Annotated in this window: 17 protein-coding genes; 9 read left to right on the top strand and 8 right to left on the bottom strand. The window is 63.1% G+C overall.

Annotated features, from left to right (window positions below):
* The 4 genes from Q7T10_RS17070 to Q7T10_RS17055 all read right to left on the bottom strand — a co-directional run.
* A partial coding sequence (locus Q7T10_RS17070; protein ID WP_304750540.1) for a class I tRNA ligase family protein occupies window positions 1–257 on the bottom strand: 257 nt, incomplete at its 3' end.
* 111 nt (window positions 258–368) lie between these two features.
* Complete coding sequence (locus Q7T10_RS17065; protein WP_304750538.1) at window positions 369–1,154, bottom strand: MaoC family dehydratase; 786 nt, start codon at window positions 1,152–1,154, stop codon at window positions 369–371.
* Window positions 1,155–1,313: 159 nt separating this feature from the next.
* Complete coding sequence (locus Q7T10_RS17060; RefSeq protein WP_304862195.1) at window positions 1,314–1,502, bottom strand: DUF2783 domain-containing protein; 189 nt, start codon at window positions 1,500–1,502, stop codon at window positions 1,314–1,316.
* 22 nt (window positions 1,503–1,524) lie between these two features.
* Entirely contained in the window at window positions 1,525–3,207 is a 1,683-nt protein-coding gene (locus Q7T10_RS17055; protein WP_304750533.1) for an FAD-dependent monooxygenase, read from the bottom strand.
* Between the two features lie 260 nt (window positions 3,208–3,467).
* On the opposite strand from Q7T10_RS17055, the gene Q7T10_RS17050 reads away from it, so the two are divergent.
* The 6 genes from Q7T10_RS17050 (at window position 3,468) to queF (ending at window position 8,670) form a co-directional block, all read left to right on the top strand.
* Window positions 3,468–3,890 (top strand): rubrerythrin family protein, encoded by a 423-nt coding sequence (locus Q7T10_RS17050; protein WP_304750532.1) that lies wholly within the window; start codon window positions 3,468–3,470, stop codon window positions 3,888–3,890.
* Between the two features lie 92 nt (window positions 3,891–3,982).
* Window positions 3,983–5,332 carry a (Fe-S)-binding protein gene (locus Q7T10_RS17045; protein WP_304750530.1) on the top strand — a complete coding sequence of 450 codons (1,350 nt, stop codon included), beginning with the start codon at window positions 3,983–3,985 and terminating at the stop codon, window positions 5,330–5,332.
* Window positions 5,333–5,353: 21 nt separating this feature from the next.
* On the top strand, window positions 5,354–5,944 hold the full coding sequence (locus tag Q7T10_RS17040; RefSeq protein WP_304750528.1) for a DUF3501 family protein: 591 nt from the start codon (window positions 5,354–5,356) through the stop codon (window positions 5,942–5,944).
* Between the two features lie 103 nt (window positions 5,945–6,047).
* Window positions 6,048–6,824 carry a peroxide stress protein YaaA gene (yaaA, locus tag Q7T10_RS17035; RefSeq protein WP_304750526.1) on the top strand — a complete coding sequence of 259 codons (777 nt, stop codon included), beginning with the start codon at window positions 6,048–6,050 and terminating at the stop codon, window positions 6,822–6,824.
* Between the two features lie 53 nt (window positions 6,825–6,877).
* Entirely contained in the window at window positions 6,878–7,789 is a 912-nt protein-coding gene (locus tag Q7T10_RS17030) for an alpha/beta fold hydrolase (RefSeq protein ID WP_304750524.1), read from the top strand.
* Between the two features lie 11 nt (window positions 7,790–7,800).
* Complete coding sequence (gene queF / locus Q7T10_RS17025) at window positions 7,801–8,670, top strand: NADPH-dependent 7-cyano-7-deazaguanine reductase QueF (protein ID WP_304750522.1); 870 nt, start codon at window positions 7,801–7,803, stop codon at window positions 8,668–8,670.
* Here the strand turns inward: queF and Q7T10_RS17020 are convergent, their stop codons facing one another.
* Complete coding sequence (locus tag Q7T10_RS17020; RefSeq protein WP_304750519.1) at window positions 8,671–9,522, bottom strand: enoyl-CoA hydratase-related protein; 852 nt, start codon at window positions 9,520–9,522, stop codon at window positions 8,671–8,673. It abuts the gene before it with no gap.
* Window positions 9,523–9,598: 76 nt separating this feature from the next.
* On the opposite strand from Q7T10_RS17020, the gene Q7T10_RS17015 reads away from it, so the two are divergent.
* Together Q7T10_RS17015 and Q7T10_RS17010 are read left to right on the top strand one after the other, a co-directional pair.
* Window positions 9,599–10,048: a hypothetical protein gene (locus tag Q7T10_RS17015; protein WP_304750518.1), complete on the top strand. Its 450-nt coding sequence runs from the start codon at window positions 9,599–9,601 to the stop codon at window positions 10,046–10,048.
* The gene (locus tag Q7T10_RS17010) at window positions 10,048–10,362 is read left to right on the top strand and encodes a CcdB family protein (RefSeq protein ID WP_304750517.1); all 315 of its coding nucleotides are present in this window, start codon (window positions 10,048–10,050) and stop codon (window positions 10,360–10,362) included. The genes Q7T10_RS17015 and Q7T10_RS17010 overlap by 1 nt, the downstream gene beginning before the upstream one ends.
* A 516-nt stretch (window positions 10,363–10,878) precedes the next feature.
* On the opposite strand, the gene Q7T10_RS17005 is transcribed toward Q7T10_RS17010, so the two are convergent.
* From Q7T10_RS17005 to Q7T10_RS16995, 3 genes are all read right to left on the bottom strand, one after another.
* Window positions 10,879–11,157, bottom strand: coding sequence for a hypothetical protein (locus tag Q7T10_RS17005; protein WP_304750516.1), 279 nt, complete (start codon window positions 11,155–11,157; stop codon window positions 10,879–10,881).
* A gap of 77 nt (window positions 11,158–11,234) precedes the next feature.
* The gene (gene dinB / locus Q7T10_RS17000; RefSeq protein ID WP_304750545.1) at window positions 11,235–12,440 is read right to left on the bottom strand and encodes a DNA polymerase IV; all 1,206 of its coding nucleotides are present in this window, start codon (window positions 12,438–12,440) and stop codon (window positions 11,235–11,237) included.
* A 44-nt stretch (window positions 12,441–12,484) separates the two neighbouring features.
* Complete coding sequence (locus Q7T10_RS16995) at window positions 12,485–13,378, bottom strand: prenyltransferase (protein ID WP_304750515.1); 894 nt, start codon at window positions 13,376–13,378, stop codon at window positions 12,485–12,487.
* Between the two features lie 102 nt (window positions 13,379–13,480).
* On the opposite strand from Q7T10_RS16995, the gene Q7T10_RS16990 reads away from it, so the two are divergent.
* On the top strand, window positions 13,481–16,159 hold the full coding sequence (locus Q7T10_RS16990; protein WP_304750514.1) for a bifunctional acetate--CoA ligase family protein/GNAT family N-acetyltransferase: 2,679 nt from the start codon (window positions 13,481–13,483) through the stop codon (window positions 16,157–16,159).

Here is a 16,159-nt window from a genome sequence, read left to right as displayed (position 1 = left end):
ATGCGGTGGTAGCGCGTGAGCGAGTCCATGATGGTCTGGTTGAAGGCGTGCCCCATGTGCAGCGTGCCCGTGACATTGGGCGGTGGCAACTGGATGGCGAAGGACGCGGCGCCCTCTTTTGGCTTGCCCGTGCCCCGGTAGCCCGCGACGGCGTAGCCACGTTTTTCCCATTCGGGACCCCAGTGCGCTTCCAGCGCGGCAGGCTCGAATGATTTGGACAGGCTGTTCAGGCCGGGTTGTTGCAGTGCGTCGTTCATGGTGTCTTTGGCGTTTTCGCCCCAGGACCCGGGTGCGGGTCGCCGGAGGCAAAAGCGGCTCACCCGAAAGGAGAGATGCCGCTGGTGAGGAAAGGCTGGGAGCAGCTGATTTTATTCGACGCCGGGCCCCGTTTCGATTCGACCCTCGATGTGGGGCTCGCCTGTCGGCTCCACCGCCAGCCGGAAGTGCGTCGCCGGCCCGGTTGCGCTTGTTGCGTACAGGGCGACCTGCCCCGGCAGCGTCAGGGGTCGTTTGAACCGGGCCTCCAGCACGGTCGGACCGGTGGAGGTGTGCGCATGCTGCAAGAGCGCAGCGCAGCGGCCGAGCGACCACATGCCGTGGGCGATCGCGCGCGGGTAGCCAAACAGCCGCGCCGTCCAGGCCGAGACATGGATTGGATTCCAGTCGCCGGTGACGCGCGAGTAGCGTCGCCCGGCATTGGCCGCCACGGCCCAGCGCGCCAAAGGTTCCTCGGGTCTGGCGGGCACGTCGGGTGCGCTGGCTGCGCCTCGCGTGCGCTGGCCTGAGGGCGCCAGAAAAGTGCTGTGCTCCTGCCAGACGGTGCGGCCTTCCCGGCACACGCGGGTCTGGATCTCGAACGACTGTCCGCGCTCCGTTTGCTGGATGCCGTCGATCCGGCAGTGCAGCTCCATCGTGGCATCGGTGGGAATGGGCTGGTGCGAGGTGATCCGGTTCGATACATGCACCAGCCCCATCAGCGCCAGGGGAAAGGTCTTGTGGGTCAGCATCGCCATGTGCAAAGGCATGGCCAGCAGGTGCGGATAAATCAGCGGCAGCGCGGGACCGGGCGTCAGGGCGCACTGCGTCGAGTAGTCCGCCAACTGGCGGGAATTGGCGCGCAGTCCGGTCAGGGAGGCCTCAATGCGGTTGTTCAAGGCGTGCTCCGGTGCGCACTTTGGACGCCGGAGCAGCATTACCTTGAAAAAACTACCCCAGAGGGAAGGGGTCTGGGAAAACCGGAGTTGGGTGGTCGTTGGGATGGTCATTGTTGCGGGCCATTATGACCATCCCGAAAGTGATCTTTTAGCCCCGCGTCAAGGCGGTGGCGCGCTGGCAGCCTGCAGACACTCCCGCAACACTTTCGAATCCCCCACCTGGTTCGCCAGCAGCAGGATGAGCCGGGCGTTGAGCAATTCCGACTGCTCGCGGTCGAGGCCCGCATGGGCGTCCAGCAGCTGCTCGTAGAAAGCATCGGCGTCCTGAAGATGGAGTGTGGTTTTCATATTGGTGGTCATGTTGCACTCCTCACTTCATGCCCAGCGCATGTTCGATGGATTGAACCAGCTTGCCGTCGACGGTCTCGCCGGTTGCCGCCAGATAGCCGTCGGGACGCAACACGGCCCAGGCATGGCCGAACACGTGACAGGCGCCCTGCAGGTGGCCCTGCGGGTCGATCACATGTTCCAGCGCTTGCGGCCGGCCGTAGGCTTCCAGCACCTGCACACAACGCACCGGGGCGTGGCTGGCCAGTTGGCGCAGGCGCTCGCTGGCGGCTTCCGAGATATGGCCGAACACCAGCACCAGCAAGTCGCCACTGGCCCATGCCAGCAGGTCGTTGACGGCGCCGCTGCTGCCATCGGCCCAGCGGAACGCCACGTTCTGCACCGATTGCCCGCCGGTGCTTTCGCATACGCTGGATTGCGTGTAGCTGTTGGCCACCGCCATGCGTCCCGTGTTCACCAGCTGGCGGGCAAAGGGGTACTGCCGGGCCAGGCCGATGGTGGCGTCGCGGAACAGGCGCTCCGCGCCGTCCGCCGGCCGCAAAAACCGTGCGGTGCGGTTGGTGATGCGCACATTCTGCTCGGCCGCTTCGTGTCGCTCTTCGTTGTAGCTGTCCAGCAGCGCGGGCGGTGCCCGCTCCTTGAGCACGGCCGCCAGCTTCCAGGCCAGGTTGTCCGCGTCGGCAATGCCGGAATTGCCGCCGCGCGCCCCAAACGGACTGACGATTTTCGCCGCGTCACCCATGAAGAAAACATTGCCCAGGCGCAGCTGGTCAAGGCACTGGCTGCGATAGGCATAGGGTCCGACCCACACAATTTCGCATTCGACGTCGTCTCCAAATTGGCGCTGCAGGCGTTCGCGCACCTGTGCCTCCTGGCTCACGTCATCGGGGTCGGCGTCGGGCGCCATCTGGTAGTCAATGCGCCACACATCGTCCGCCATCCGGTGCTGCCACACCGCAAGGTTTTGATTGAAGGGCGCTTCGATCCACGTATGGCGTTCCGCGGGCGGCTGGTGTTTGAACCGTACGTCAACAATGCACCAGAGGTCATCGCCCCGTTTGGAGGTCATGGTCGCGCCGCACCAGGCGTGAAATGGCGTGTGCGAGCCGGTCGCGTCAATCACGTAGTCGGCCTGCAGTGTGTAGCTGCCGGCCGGTGTCTGCACCGTGAGCGTGTTGAGTCCGTCGTCGGGCACGAAGTCGGTCACCCTTGAGCTCCAGCGCAGGTCCACAGAGCCCAGCTCTGCGATGCGCTCCACCAGGTAAGCTTCAATATAGAACTGCTGGATGTTCATGAAGGGGGGCTGGCAGGACAGCCCGAAGTTGCTCTGCTGGCGCAGGTCGAAGGAGTAGACCTCATCCTGGCCCGAGAAGGTGCGGCCCACACTCCACTGGACTGCCTTGGCGGCAATGCGCTCGTAGATGCCCAGGCGCTCAAATATCTCCAGGGACTTCTGCGTGTAGCAGATGCCCTGCGATGAGGCGCCCTTCATTCCCACGGTGTTGTCTTCGTCCAGCAAAACCGCAGGCACGCCCAGCCCAGCCAGTGCACACGCCATGGTCAGGCCGGTGATGCCCGCGCCCACCACCACGACCGGGTAGCGGCGCGCTTCACCGGTGCGCAGTTCCGGGGGCTCGACAAAGGGGTACTCGGGCAGGCTGTAGCTTGTGCCCTGCGTGAAATCAGAATCAGGGGTGACGGCCATGACAACCTCCAGGATCAGAAACGCTTGCTGGTGCGTGAGCGGATAACTCTATCCCAATTCATGTCTTTGGGCTATTGCCGAGCACCTGTGTATCTGGATTTGGTTGATTTTTATCAAAAACCTGTTTTGATAGCCATAAACAATTAACCAGATTAAGGGAGCCAATTAGACGGGTATGCCTAAGGCCGCTAATCTGCAAAAGTCTTTGGGCAATTTTTGTTCAAAGCACACGCATTTCCATCAACCACTAGGAGATTTCCATGGCAGCACTCAAAGGCTCCAAGACGGAAGACAACCTGAAAGCCGCCTTCGCAGGCGAGTCTCAGGCCAACCGCCGTTACTTGTATTTCGCAAACAAGGCCGACGTTGAAGGTCAGCCTGACGTGGCAGCGCTGTTCCGCTCCACCGCCGAAGGTGAAACCGGTCATGCGCACGGTCACCTGGAATGGCTTGAGCAGTGCGGTGACCCCGCAACCGGCATGCCCTTCGGCGCCACCCGTGACAACCTCAAGTCGGCTGTGGCTGGCGAGACCCACGAGTACACCGACATGTACCCCGGCATGGCCAAGACCGCTCGTGACGAAGGCCATGACGAAGTGGCTGACTGGTTTGAGACGCTGGCCAAGGCCGAGCGTTCACACGCCAATCGCTATACCAAGGCACTGACAGAACTGGTCGACTGATCCGCGCTGATTCGTCTGTGTTGGGCGTTGCCTGCAGCGCCCAATGCAGAAGATTCAAGACAGCAATCAAAACCACCCACGAGACCTCCACCATGGCACGCGAAGGCAACCTGTCAGCTCCTACCCGCCACCCGATCGACTGGAAGGGGCCGGACTACTACAACGAAGATGCCACCTTCCATGAGATGGAGCGCATCTTCGACATCTGCCACGGCTGCAGGCGCTGCGTGAGCCTGTGCGGCTCGTTCCCCACATTGTTTGATCTGGTGGACGAGAGCAAGACCCAGGAGGTCGATGGCGTGGCGAAGCAGGACTACTGGAAGGTGGTGGACCAGTGCTACCTGTGCGATTTGTGCTACATGACCAAATGCCCGTACGTGCCGCCGCATGAGTTCAACCTGGACTTTCCGCACACCATGCTGCGCGCCAAGGCCATCAAGTTCAAGAAGGGTGAGGTCGGCATGGCCGAGAGGTTCCTGGCTTCCACCGATGTGCATGGGCAGTTCGCCGGCATTCCGATCGTGGTGCAGGTGGCCAACGCGGTCAACAAGACCAGGGCGGCGCGCAGCCTGATGGAAAGCGTGGCGGGCGTGGACCAGGATGCCTGGTTGCCGTCGCTGGCAACCAAAAAATTCCGCCACGGCACACCCAAGGCCAAGACGACGGTGGTGAAGGACGGCGAGAAGACGCCCGGCAAGGTCGCTATTTTTGCCACCTGCTACATCAACTACAACGAGCCCGGCATCGGCCTCGATCTGCTCAAGATCCTCGACCACAACGAGGTGCCCTACGTGATCGTCGAGAAAGAGAAATGCTGCGGCATGCCCAAGCTGGAGCTGGGGGATCTGGAGTCCGTCAACGCCAGCAAAGAGGCCAACATTCCGGTGCTGGCCAAATACGCCAAAGACGGTTTCGCCATCCTCGCGGCGGTACCGAGCTGCGCCCTGATGTTCAAGCAGGAAATCCCGCTGATGTACCCGGATGAGGCTGACGTCCAGCTGGTCAAGGAGTGCATGTGGGACCCGTTTGAATACCTGATGCAGCGCAAGCGCGACGGCCTGCTCAAGACCGAGTTCCCGACGCCGCTGGGCAATGTGAGCTACCAGATTCCGTGTCACGGCCGGGTGCAGAACATCGGCAAGAAGACCGAAGAGATGCTCAAGATGATTCCCGGCACGACCATCAACACCAACGAGCGCTGCTCGGGCCACGCCGGCACCTTTGGCGTCAAGAAGGCGCATCACCAGCAGGCCATGAAGATCGGCAAGCCACTGTTCAAGGCCATGGCCACCATGAAGGATGGCGCCAAACCTGATTTCATCAGCTCGGACTGCCCGCTGGGCGGGCACCACATCGCCCAGGGCTTCGAAGTCAATGGGCTGGGCGCGCCTGAGCTGCAGCACCCGCTGAGCCTGGTTGCCAAAGCCTACGGATTGAAGTGACGAAATGACGCAAGGATCAGAATGCAGTTAACCGGAAAAATCACCCCCGACAGCCTCATGTCGCTGGAGGCCTACACCAAGTACCGCAAGGCCAACAAGCCGGCCATCATGGCGCACCGCAAGCTGCGCAGCGTGCGCCTGGGCGACTACATCAACCTGCAGTTCGAGAGCGAACTCACCATCCGCTACCAGATCCAGGAGATGCTGCGCATCGAGAAAGTATTTGAAGAAGAGGGCATCCTGCAGGAGATCGAAGCCTACGCCCCGCTGGTGCCGGACGGCAGCAACTGGAAAGCCACCATGATGCTTGAATACCCCGACGTCAACGAGCGCAAGCGCGAGCTGGCGCGGTTGATCGGCGTGGAAGACCGGCTGTTTGTCGAGGTGGAAGGCCAGCCCCGCGTCTACGCCATCGCCGACGAAGACATGGACCGCGAGAACGAGGAAAAAACCTCGGCCGTTCACTTTGTGCGCTTCGAGTTGACGCCGGCCATGTGCGCGGCGGTCAAGGCCGGGGCCAGCGTCAAACTGGGCTGCGATCACACCAACTACCCGGCGCATGTGACGATCCCGGCGGAGACGCTTGCTTCGCTGGCGGGTGATCTCAAATAGACCCTGTGCACGCGGTCATGATAATGAAGGCTTCGTCAGGAAGCCTTTTTTCTTGCCCAACGTTTGAATCAAGCCCTCTCGGGGCGCCACTGGTCGTTACCTCATGCTGTTCTTGCTGTCTCCTGCCAAATCCCTTGACTTTGAAACCCCGGCCGGCGACGTGCCGCACACCCTGCCCTTGTTCGTACCGCAATCGGCCCAGCTGATTGACTTGCTCAAGGTGCAGTCGCCGCAGCAGATTGCCACGCTGATGCATTTGAGCGATGCCCTGGCTGGCCTGAATGCGGCGCGTTATGCGGCGTGGCGCCCGAAATTCACCGCGAAAAACGCCAAGCAGGCGGTGTTGGCCTTCAATGGCGATGTGTATGAGGGCCTGGACGCCAAGAGCCTGGCGGCTAATGAGCTGGCTTGGCTGCAAGACCATGTCTGCATCTTGAGTGGCTTGTACGGCGTGCTGCGGCCGCTGGACTGGATGCAGCCGTACCGGCTGGAAATGGGCACCAAGCTGGGAAACGAGCAGGGCAAGAACCTCTACCAGTTCTGGGGCGCACAAATATCGACTTATCTGAACGGGCGTTTGCAGGTGGACCTGTCGCCCGTGGTGGTGAACCTGGCCTCGCAGGAGTATTTCAAGGCGGTGGACCTCAAAGCGCTCAAGGCGCGGGTGGTGGAGTGTGTTTTTGAGGAGTACCGAGGCGGCCAGTACAAGATCATCAGCTTCATGGCCAAGCGGGCGCGCGGGCTGATGGCGCGCTATGCGGCAACGCATCGGGTGGTGACGCCCAAACAGCTCGAAGGCTTTGATGCCGAGGGTTACGCGTTCGACGCATCCGTCTCGCGGCCGGAGAGGCTGGTCTTCCGGCGCGCGCAGGCTTCCTGAAGAATTTATATGAAATAGGGTTCCAGCCCCCCGTGAAATAAGCGCATATTGCTATGAAAATCAGAGCAAATGGCATCGACATCGAAGTTGAAGACACCCATCCCGGCAGTGATGCACCAGCGCGGCCCGCAGTGTTGCTGATCATGGGGCTGGGCATGCAGCTCGTTGCCTGGCCGCCGCAACTGGTGCAGGCGCTGGTGGATGCCGGCTACCGGGTGATTCGCCACGACAACCGCGATGTGGGGTTGAGCCATCGTTTTGAAGCGCTGGGCAAACCCAACCTGATCTGGCAGGGCGTCAAACTCAGAATGGGCCTGACACCCCGTGCGCCCTACAGCCTGAGCGACATGGCGGCTGACTCACTGGGTGTGCTCGATACGCTGGGGGTAGAACAAGCGCATGTGGTGGGTGCCAGCATGGGCGGCATGATCGCGCAGCGCGTGGCATTGATGGCGCCGCAGCGCACCCTGAGCCTGACCAGCATCATGAGCACCAGCGGTGCCAAAGGGCTGCCGCCACCGCGGCCTGAAGTCGTTCGTGCGCTGCTCAAGCGCCCGGCGGACCACCGGCCGCAGGCGGTGGTCGACCATTACGTGAAGCTGTTCAAGGTCATTGGCAGCCCGGCCTTCCCGACGCCTGAGGCCGAACTGCGCGAGCGCATCCTCAAAGGGGCGGAGCGCGGTTTTTACCCGGTGGGCACGATGCGGCAAATGCTGGCCATCATGGCCGACATCACCCGTGCGGCCCAGCTGGCCCGCGTCAGGGCGCCCACGCTGGTGGTGCATGGCAAGGCTGACCCGCTGGTGCCCTATGCCTGTGGCGAAGACACGGCCCGGCGTATTGCGGGTGCGAAAATGCTGGGTATCGAAGGTATGGGCCATGATCTGCCACCCGGTGTGGTCGACCAACTGCTTGCGGCCCTGCTTCCCCATCTGAAATCCGCTGATCCTCGCGCTCCAGCCTGAACCCCAAACTCATGAACCATCCTGAAAATTCCCAGTTGGGCAAGCCCTCGGCCTACATCGACCAGTACGATGCCTCGCTCCTGTTTCCCATCCCGCGCGCCGGCAAACGCGCCGAGATCGGCGTCGCCGGTGCGGCCCCGTTTTTTGGCGCCGACATGTGGACCGCGTTTGAGTTGAGCTGGCTCAACTTGCGTGGCAAACCGCAGGTGGCGCTGGCGCACTTCACCGTGCCGTGCGAAACCCCCAACATCATCGAGAGCAAGTCCTTCAAGCTCTACCTCAACAGTTTCAACAACACCCGTTTTGTCGATGTCGATGCGGTCAAGACGCGGCTGCGGGCGGACCTGAGCGAAGCCGTGTGGCGCGATACCGCGCATGAGCCCTCAGGCCGTGGCCCGGCACCGGCGTCGATTGGCGTGAAGATCCTGCTGCCCGAGCTGTTTGACCGTGAACCCATTTACGAGCTCGATGGCCTGAGCCTGGACCGGCTGGATGTGGAATGCAGCCGCTACACGCCGGCGCCGGATCTGTTGCGCGTCGTGCCAGATGAAGCGCCGGTGACGGAAGTGCTGACCAGCAACCTGCTCAAGAGCAACTGCCTGGTGACCGGCCAGCCGGACTGGGGCAGCGTGCAGATCAGCTACAGCGGCGCCCCGATCAACCAGGAGGGCTTGCTGCAATACCTGGTGAGCTTTCGCAATCACAACGAGTTCCATGAGCAGTGCGTGGAGCGCATCTTCATGGACATCTGGACGCGCTGCAAGCCGCTCAAGCTGGCGGTGTATGCGCGCTACACGCGCCGCGGCGGGCTGGACATCAACCCGTTTCGCACCAGTTATCCGCAGGCACTGCCGGCCAACACCCGCACGGCGCGGCAGTAGTCACGCAATATCGCGAAAACTGCGCAAGCCGCTCAAGGGCGGAAAGTCCGCCGCGCGCTTGGTCTTCATCGCCATCACGGCTTCGAGCACATGCCTGTTGCTCCAGATGGCGCCCTGCAGCCAGCCCATTTGCTTCAGTGATTCATCCACCGAGTGGTCGCGCGCGTAGTGCACGGCCTGCTTGGTGCCCCAGATCGCGATCGGCGGCTTGGAGGCGATCTCTGAAGCGCATTGCATGGCCGCCGTCAGCATGGCGTCGGGCGTGTCGAACACCTCGTTGACCAGGCCGTAGCCGAGCGCCTTCTGCGCCAGCAGGCGCCGCCCGGTGTAGGCCAACTCTTTCACCACGGCCAGTGGCATGAGCTTGGGCAGGCGCTGCAGCGTGCCGACATCGGCCACCATGCCGATGTTGATTTCCTGTATGCAGAAGAAAGCATCTGCCGTGGCGTAGCGAATGCAGCAGGCCGTCACCATGTCGACGGCGCCGCCAATGCAGCCGCCCTGGATGGCGGCAATCACCGGAATGCGCAGCGTCTCCAGCTTGGTGAAGGTGGCCTGCATGTCAGTCAGCAGGTCAAAAATGGCGGCCCGGCCTTCGGGGCTCTGGTCGTCCATCTTGATGGCGCCGGCAAAGGTCTCCAGTGCCATGCCGGCGCTGAAATGCTTGCCGGTGCTGCTGATGACCAGCACGCGGGCGGCGCCGTCCCGGTGCAGCTGCGTCAGCACCTCGTCCAGCTCGCGCCAGAAGGTCGGGTGCATGGTGTTCAGCGCCTCGGGCTGGTTGAGCACCAGGTGGGCGATGTGGTTCTCGGTGGTGAGGGAAAAACAGGTGAGGGCGGTAGAGGTGTTCATGCCCAGACTGTAGTGCAAACTAGGCCGCGTTCAGAGTCGCCAGCTTGACGCCTCCAGCGTCATGCGGCATGATGGCATGAAGGCACAACAGGAGACGGCCATGCTCAAGGAAGTCGGCGCCAGCGGCCAGATATCGCTGGGAAAAAAATATGCGGGCCAGCTGTTTGACATGCAGATCGCGCCCGACGGTGCGGTCACGCTGACGCCGGTGAAAGTGGTGCCGCTGACGCATGCCGTGCAGGAAGAGCTGGCGGTTTACAAGGTGAATCCGGCAGCCGTGGGTAACGCAGACAGCTACTACACGCCCGAGCGCATGGCACGCCGCGCGGCAGCCGCTGCGCGCAGCCCGACTGAAAACCAGGCTTTGCATGCCAAATGGGAAGAGGACAACAAGGACGCCATCGAGGCCATGAACAAGCGTGTCTCCAAAATAGGCTCCATGGCCAGAAGAATTCACGAATGGCGGCAGGAGAAAGCACTGTCTGAAGCGGGCGCGGGCAATGACCCAGGTGCTGAGAGTGTCTGATGACGCAATTTGATGTGTACACCAATCCGATTGCCAAATTGCGTGAGAGTCACCCCTATGTCATGGTGATTCAGAGCCACTTTCTGAAGCGACCCATTGCTGTTGTGGCAATCCCGCTCGCTCGAATGGACGAAGACACCAGCCCGGTAACGATATTGAATCCACGACTCGATGTGGCTGGCGAAACGTTGCTACTTGAAACCCTGACTATCGGCTCCTATGAACCCGGCGACCTGCGCGACCCGGTTGCCAACCTCAGCCACAACGCTGCGGCGATCTGGGACGCCCTGGACTTCGCCCTGCACGGCTACTGACACCCGGACCACTCATGGTCGTCCTACCTGCAACGCCCAGTCCTGCTTCGAAACCTTCCTTTTCCCCGCCGACACCGCTCACCAGCGTACCGAAACGCTGCAAGGCGCTGCCGTCATTCCTGCCGGGATTTCAGAGCAAAATCAGCCTCTAGCCCCCGTATTTATTGCGCAAGTAGCTATCAAAAACATAGCATCAACCACAGCGCCCAGCCGAGCACTCCAGGCCGGGCTGGCACAGGGGGTGGGGGCGATTTCAAAAAGCGCAGCGCATGAGCCCCCGCCCCCTGTGCCAGCTCGGCCGGCCCAACGCAAAGGGCAGCCAGGCGAGCCCACCCCCAGCCAAACCAGCGCACCGCAACGCCAGGCGTTAGAGAAAACGCCAGCAATATCGCCCAAGCCTACGGCTGGAGTGACTACAAGCCCGACATGCAGGATGAAGAAATCCTCAAGCGCCTGCTGGCGCTGAACCTGGCGCGCTCGGGCTGACGGGCGGCAAAGTGCAGTGAAGCAGGCCGCTCAATTGATGCTGTCCCGCCAGTCGCACCGCAGGCGCTGCGCTTCATCCGCCTTCAGGCGCCAGCCCACATACAGGTGCGGTGCCAGCATGCCTGCCAGACACAGGGGATAGGCCCACGGCGCCTCCAGCGCAAAGGCGGGCAGCCAGCCTACGCGCCCGAGCACCCACAGGATGAGCACGGTGTCCCACAGCTGATATTCGAGCGGATGCTCCGGCCGGTGTTCCACATGCCATTTCTTGATGCGCTGAAGCTTGGCCAGCGGGAGATGTCGGGGCATGTGGTGAATCATGGCAACCTCCGGTATGAAGGTCCGAATGTAAGTTGCGCGTAAGCCGCTGTCAACACCCTTTGTCATCAAAACAGCTGATCGATCCTTGCTATTGAATTAGTAGCTGATGAGGCATGTTCCACGGGGGCTAAAGCCTTGTTTTGTTCATAATTCTCGGCGTCGCCGACTTTCAGCAGCGTGCCCACGCGCACCCCCAGCAGGCGCAGGCGCTTGTCCAGCGGCACCCGTTTGAGGCACAACCCGGCCGTCTGGCGAATGGTCTGGGCGTCTGCGGTGTAGCTGTCCAGCGTCTGGTCGCGGGTCACGCTCTTGAAGTCGTCATAGCGCAGCTTGATGCCGATGGTTTTTCCGACATAGCCTTTGCGCTGCAGGTCGTCGGCCACTTGCTGGCACAGCCGGGTGAAGATGGCGCCCAGCTCGGTCTTGTCGCGCACGGCGTGCAGGTCGCGCTCAAAGGTGGTCTCGCGGCTCATGGAGACGGGTTCGCTCTCCAGCACCACGGGGCGTTCGTCGCGGCCGCGCGCCGCCTCAAACATCCAGGCGCCGGTCTTTTTGCCGAAGTGGGCCACCAGCCAGGCCAGCTCCTTTTGCGCCAGCTCGCCGATGGTCTCAATCCCCAGGCTTTTCAGCTTCTCGTCGGCCTTGGGGCCAATGCCGTTGATCTTGCGACACGCCAGCGGCCAGATCTTGCTCTCCAGGTCGTCTTCGAAAACGATGGAGATGCCATTGGGCTTGTTGAACTCGCTGGCCATTTTGGCCAGCAGCTTGTTGGGCGCCACGCCCACCGAGCAGGTGAGGCCGGTCTCCTCGAAAATGGTCTTCTGGATCAGCCGCGCCAGCACGCGCCCGCCCTCGCGCTGGCCGCCGGGCACATGGGTGAAGTCGATGTAGACCTCGTCCACGCCCCGGTCTTCCATCAGCGGCGCAATGTCGGTGACGATGGCCTTGAACGCGCGCGAGTATTTGCGGTATTCATTGAAGTCCACCGGCAGCAATATCGCCTGCGGGCATAGCTTGGCGGCCTTCATCAGGCCCAGCGCCGAGCCCACGCCAAACTGGCGGGCCGCGTAGGTGGCGGTGGTGATGACGCCGCGGCCGGTGTAGCTTTGCAGCCGGGGGAAGGCGTCCAGCGGAATGTCGGCCAGGGTGTGGCCGTCATAGGTCTGGCGCAGCGTTTCATCTTCCGCGCGCCGTCCGCCGCCAATTACCACCGGCAAGCCCTTGAGCTGCGGGTAGCGCAGCAGCTCGACCGACGCGTAAAAGGCGTCCATGTCAAGGTGGGCAATGCGGCGAATCACGCCGCGAGGCGGTGTGCTCACGACATCCACATCCCGGCGGCCATCAGCACTGGCGTCAGGATGCAGACCAGTACATTGCGCGCCATCGCCGGCAGCAGGCGCTCCACATCCAGCGCGTTCGCCAGCACCTCACGCACGGTGGGCAGCGCCAGCACCAGCGTCAGCAGGCCCAGCAGGGCGCCGGTCGGCAGCCAGCCGATCAGCACGCCCAGCGCCAGGCTGGCAAAGGCCAGCAGCGTCAAAGCGGCATACCAGCGCGCGGCCACGGCAGGGCCCGAGGTGATCAGCAGGTGGCGGCGGCCCGCCTGGCGGTCGGCCTCGGCGTCCGGAAACTGGTTGAGCAGCAACAGGTTGTTGACCAGGAAAAACGGCACCAGCGACGCCGCAGCGGCCGTGGCCGAGTACTCCCCGGCCAGTGCCACCTGGGTGCCCAGAACCATCAGGGGGCCAAATCCCAGGCCGGGTGCCAGCAGGCACAGCAGCGGGTGGCGCGTGATCCACGGCGTGTAGGCCAGCACCAGTGCCACGCCGGCCAGGCCCAGCGGCAGCAGGACCGGCCCGCGCAGCGCAACGAAATACAGGCCAATGGCGACGCAACTGCCCAGACCGGCAATCGCCATCGCCAGGGTGATGCCCGCCAGCTCCGGGTGCGCCGGCAGCACGCCGCTGCCGCCGCTGAAGGGGGTGCGTTGCGTCATGGCATCCAGCCCGCTGCGAAAATCCAGGTATTCATTGAAGGCATTGACGCTGATGTGGGCTGCCGCCGCACCCAGCAGCACCAGCAACGCGTCCTGCAGATTGACCTGGCCCTGTGTCCACTGCACACAGGCCACGCCCAACAGAATGCAGGCGGGCGTCAGCACCAAAAAGGGGAGTCGCGCCGGCCCAAGCCAGACAAAGAATTTGTGCATGCCACGAGGATAGCGCGGACCGCTGTTGCCTCAAGTCAAGGCATGCGTCATGTTGACGGGTTAAGCTGGCATCCTGCGACCACTTTGCCAATTGAGATCCGTATGGACAAACATTTCCTCACGCCCCTTTTTTCGCCACGTTCCATTGCTGTTTTTGCCGGCAAGCCGGACGACCCGGCCGCACAGACGGCCCAGGCGCAGGCTTTGCACCACGCGCTGGTGGCACAGCGTTTTACCGGCACGCTGGTGTTTCTGGACATTCACTACAGCGGCACGCTGGCCGACCTCGCCCACACCCAGGCCGATCTGGCGATCATTGCGCTGCCCGTGGCCGAGGTGGCAGCGGCCCTGGAAATTGCCGGGCGCATCAAGTGCCGTGCGGCGCTGGTGATCTCCAGCGGCATCGACGCGACCCTGGCCGCCGACCTGCACAAAATAGCGCGGCGCGACGGCATTCATCTGCTGGGGCCCAATTGCCTGGGTTTTCAGCGTCCGCACCTTAATCTCAATGCCAGCGTGGCCGGCGCCCTGTGCGCGCCCGGTCCGCTGGCGCTGGTCTCGCAGTCGGGGGCCTTGACGTCGTCCATTCTGGATTGGGCGCAAAAGAACGCGGTGGGCTTTTCCACCGTGGTCTCGCTGGGGCCCAACACCGCCGTCGATATGGCGCAGGTGCTCGATTTCCTGGCGGCCGATGCGCAGACCCACAGCATCGTGGTTTATCTGGAAGGCATCAGCAATGCGCGCCGCTTCATGAGCGCGCTGCGCGCCGCCGCCAACGCCAAGCCGGTGGTGGTGCTCAAGGCCGGCCGCAAATCAGCGGGCAACCGCGCGGCGCTCACCCATTCGGGCAGCATTGTCGGCAGCGACGATGTGTTTGACGCCGCCTTGCGCCGCGCCGGGGCGGTGCGGGTGCGCTCGTTTGTGCAGCTCTTTTCCGCGGCCAAGTGTCTGGCCTCGCGCTACCGGCCGGTGGGGCGCCGGCTGGCGATTGTCACCAACGGCGGCGGCCCGGGCGTGCTGGCGGCGGACTGGGTCAGTGAAATCAACCTGCAGCTGGCCAGCCTCACGCCCGGACAGGCCCAGGCCTTGCAGCCGCAACTGCCACCGCTGGCGTCGCTGTGCGACCTGATCGATGTCTCGGAGGAAGCCGGGCCCGAGCACTTCAAGGCGGCGGTTGAAGCGGCCGTGAAGGCGCCCCAGGTCGATGGCGTGCTGGCGATCTATTCACCCAAGATCGGCACCAACAGTGTGACCGTCGCCAGCGCGCTGGCGGACCTCAACAAGCAGCTGGGCAAACCCCTGCTGACCTGCCTGATGGGCGATGCCAGTGTGGGTGAAGCACGGCTGATCCTGAACGCGGCCGCCATTCCCACCTTTCGCACGCCGGAGGCGGCGGTGGGTGCGTTTGGCAACATCGCCTCGTTCTACCAGAACCAGCAGCTGCTGCAGCAGACGCCACCACCGCTGTCCGATCTGGCCAAGCCCGACGTGGAGGGCGCCCGCATGCTGATCGAGAGCGTGCTGGCCGAGCGCCGCAAGGTGCTGACCGAGATGGAATCCAAGGCGCTGCTGGCGGCGTTTCACATTCCGGTGACCAAGACCATCCTGGCGCGCACCGTGACCGAAGCGATCATGATCGCGACGCAGCTGGGTTTCCCGGTGGCGCTCAAGATTGACTCGCCCGACATCAGCCACAAATCCGACGTGCAGGGCGTGGCGCTCAATGTGCAGGGCGCCGTGGGCGTGCGTGACGCCTACCTGGAGATGATGCAGGCGGTGGCCAGGTTGCAGCCCGGCGCGCGCATCAATGGCGTCACGATCCAGAACATGGCCAGCAAGAAGCGCGGCCGCGAAATCTACATTGGCCTGGTGACGGATGAACCTTTCGGCCCGGTGATTGCGTTTGGCGCGGGCGGCACCATGATCGAGCTGATGAACGACCGCGCCATGGAGCTGCCGCCCCTGAACCAGTTTCTGGCACGCTCGCTGATTGACCGGTCCCGCGTGGCCGAGACGCTGGGTGAGTGGCGCGGCGCGGCGGCGGTGAACATGGAGGCGCTGGAGCAGGTGCTGCTGCGGGTGTCTGAAATGGTGTGCGAACTGCCCCAATTGCGCGAGATGGACAACAACCCCATCATCGTGGACGAGTCCGGCGCGGGGGCGGTGGATGCGCGCATCGTCATCGACACCGCGCCGCCTTCAGCGCGGCACTACAACCACCTGGCGATCCTGCCGTATCCCTCGCAGCATGAACAGGTGTGGCCGCTCCAGGGCGGCGGCGAATACACCGTGCGCCCGGTCCACCCGGACGACGCGACCATGCTGCAGGAGTTCGTGCGCAACCTGTCGCCCGAGAGCCGCTACTTCCGCTTTGTCTCCAGCATGCAGGAGCTGCCGGCCACCATGCTCTCGCGCTTCACCCTGATTGACTACGACCGCGAAATGGCGCTGGTCGCCGTGTACCGGGAACGGCGCGTGGGTGCCGACGGCGCGGCCACGGAGTCGGCCCGTATCGTGGGCGTGTCGCGCTACATCACCAACCCGGACCGCGCCAGCTGCGAGTTTTCTCTGGTGGTCGCGGATGACTTCAAGGGCCGGGGCCTGGGCTCGCGCCTGATGCTGTCCATCATGGACTTCGCCCGCGAAAAAGGCTTGACCGAGATTGAAGGCCTGGTGTTGGCCAACAACCCCACCATGCTCAAGCTGATGCGGGGCCTGGGCTTCACGGTCAAACGGTTTGATGAAGACGCCGATTTCAAGCTGGTGACGCACCAGCTGTAG

The sequence above is a fragment of the Rhodoferax sp. genome (genome assembly GCF_030646845.1).
In the GTDB taxonomy this organism is placed as follows: Bacteria; Pseudomonadota; Gammaproteobacteria; order Burkholderiales; family Burkholderiaceae_C; genus Rhodoferax.
This window is presented reverse-complemented; position numbering and strand designations above follow the sequence as displayed.

Coding starts and splice junctions, on each gene's coding strand:
- Q7T10_RS17055 (WP_304750533.1), bottom strand. CDS start 3,207: ATGGCCGTCACCCCTGATTCTGATTTCACGCAGGGCACAAGCTACAGC.
- Q7T10_RS17040 (WP_304750528.1), top strand. CDS start 5,354: ATGCAGTTAACCGGAAAAATCACCCCCGACAGCCTCATGTCGCTGGAG.
- Q7T10_RS17020 (WP_304750519.1), bottom strand. CDS start 9,522: ATGAACACCTCTACCGCCCTCACCTGTTTTTCCCTCACCACCGAGAAC.
- Q7T10_RS17045 (WP_304750530.1), top strand. CDS start 3,983: ATGGCACGCGAAGGCAACCTGTCAGCTCCTACCCGCCACCCGATCGAC.
- Q7T10_RS16990 (WP_304750514.1), top strand. CDS start 13,481: ATGGACAAACATTTCCTCACGCCCCTTTTTTCGCCACGTTCCATTGCT.
- Q7T10_RS17060 (WP_304862195.1), bottom strand. CDS start 1,502: ATGAAAACCACACTCCATCTTCAGGACGCCGATGCTTTCTACGAGCAG.
- Q7T10_RS17005 (WP_304750516.1), bottom strand. CDS start 11,157: ATGCCCCGACATCTCCCGCTGGCCAAGCTTCAGCGCATCAAGAAATGG.
- Q7T10_RS17030 (WP_304750524.1), top strand. CDS start 6,878: ATGAAAATCAGAGCAAATGGCATCGACATCGAAGTTGAAGACACCCAT.
- yaaA (WP_304750526.1), top strand. CDS start 6,048: ATGCTGTTCTTGCTGTCTCCTGCCAAATCCCTTGACTTTGAAACCCCG.
- Q7T10_RS17050 (WP_304750532.1), top strand. CDS start 3,468: ATGGCAGCACTCAAAGGCTCCAAGACGGAAGACAACCTGAAAGCCGCC.
- Q7T10_RS16995 (WP_304750515.1), bottom strand. CDS start 13,378: ATGCACAAATTCTTTGTCTGGCTTGGGCCGGCGCGACTCCCCTTTTTG.
- Q7T10_RS17010 (WP_304750517.1), top strand. CDS start 10,048: ATGACGCAATTTGATGTGTACACCAATCCGATTGCCAAATTGCGTGAG.
- dinB (WP_304750545.1), bottom strand. CDS start 12,440: ATGGACGCCTTTTACGCGTCGGTCGAGCTGCTGCGCTACCCGCAGCTC.
- Q7T10_RS17015 (WP_304750518.1), top strand. CDS start 9,599: ATGAAGGCACAACAGGAGACGGCCATGCTCAAGGAAGTCGGCGCCAGC.
- queF (WP_304750522.1), top strand. CDS start 7,801: ATGAACCATCCTGAAAATTCCCAGTTGGGCAAGCCCTCGGCCTACATC.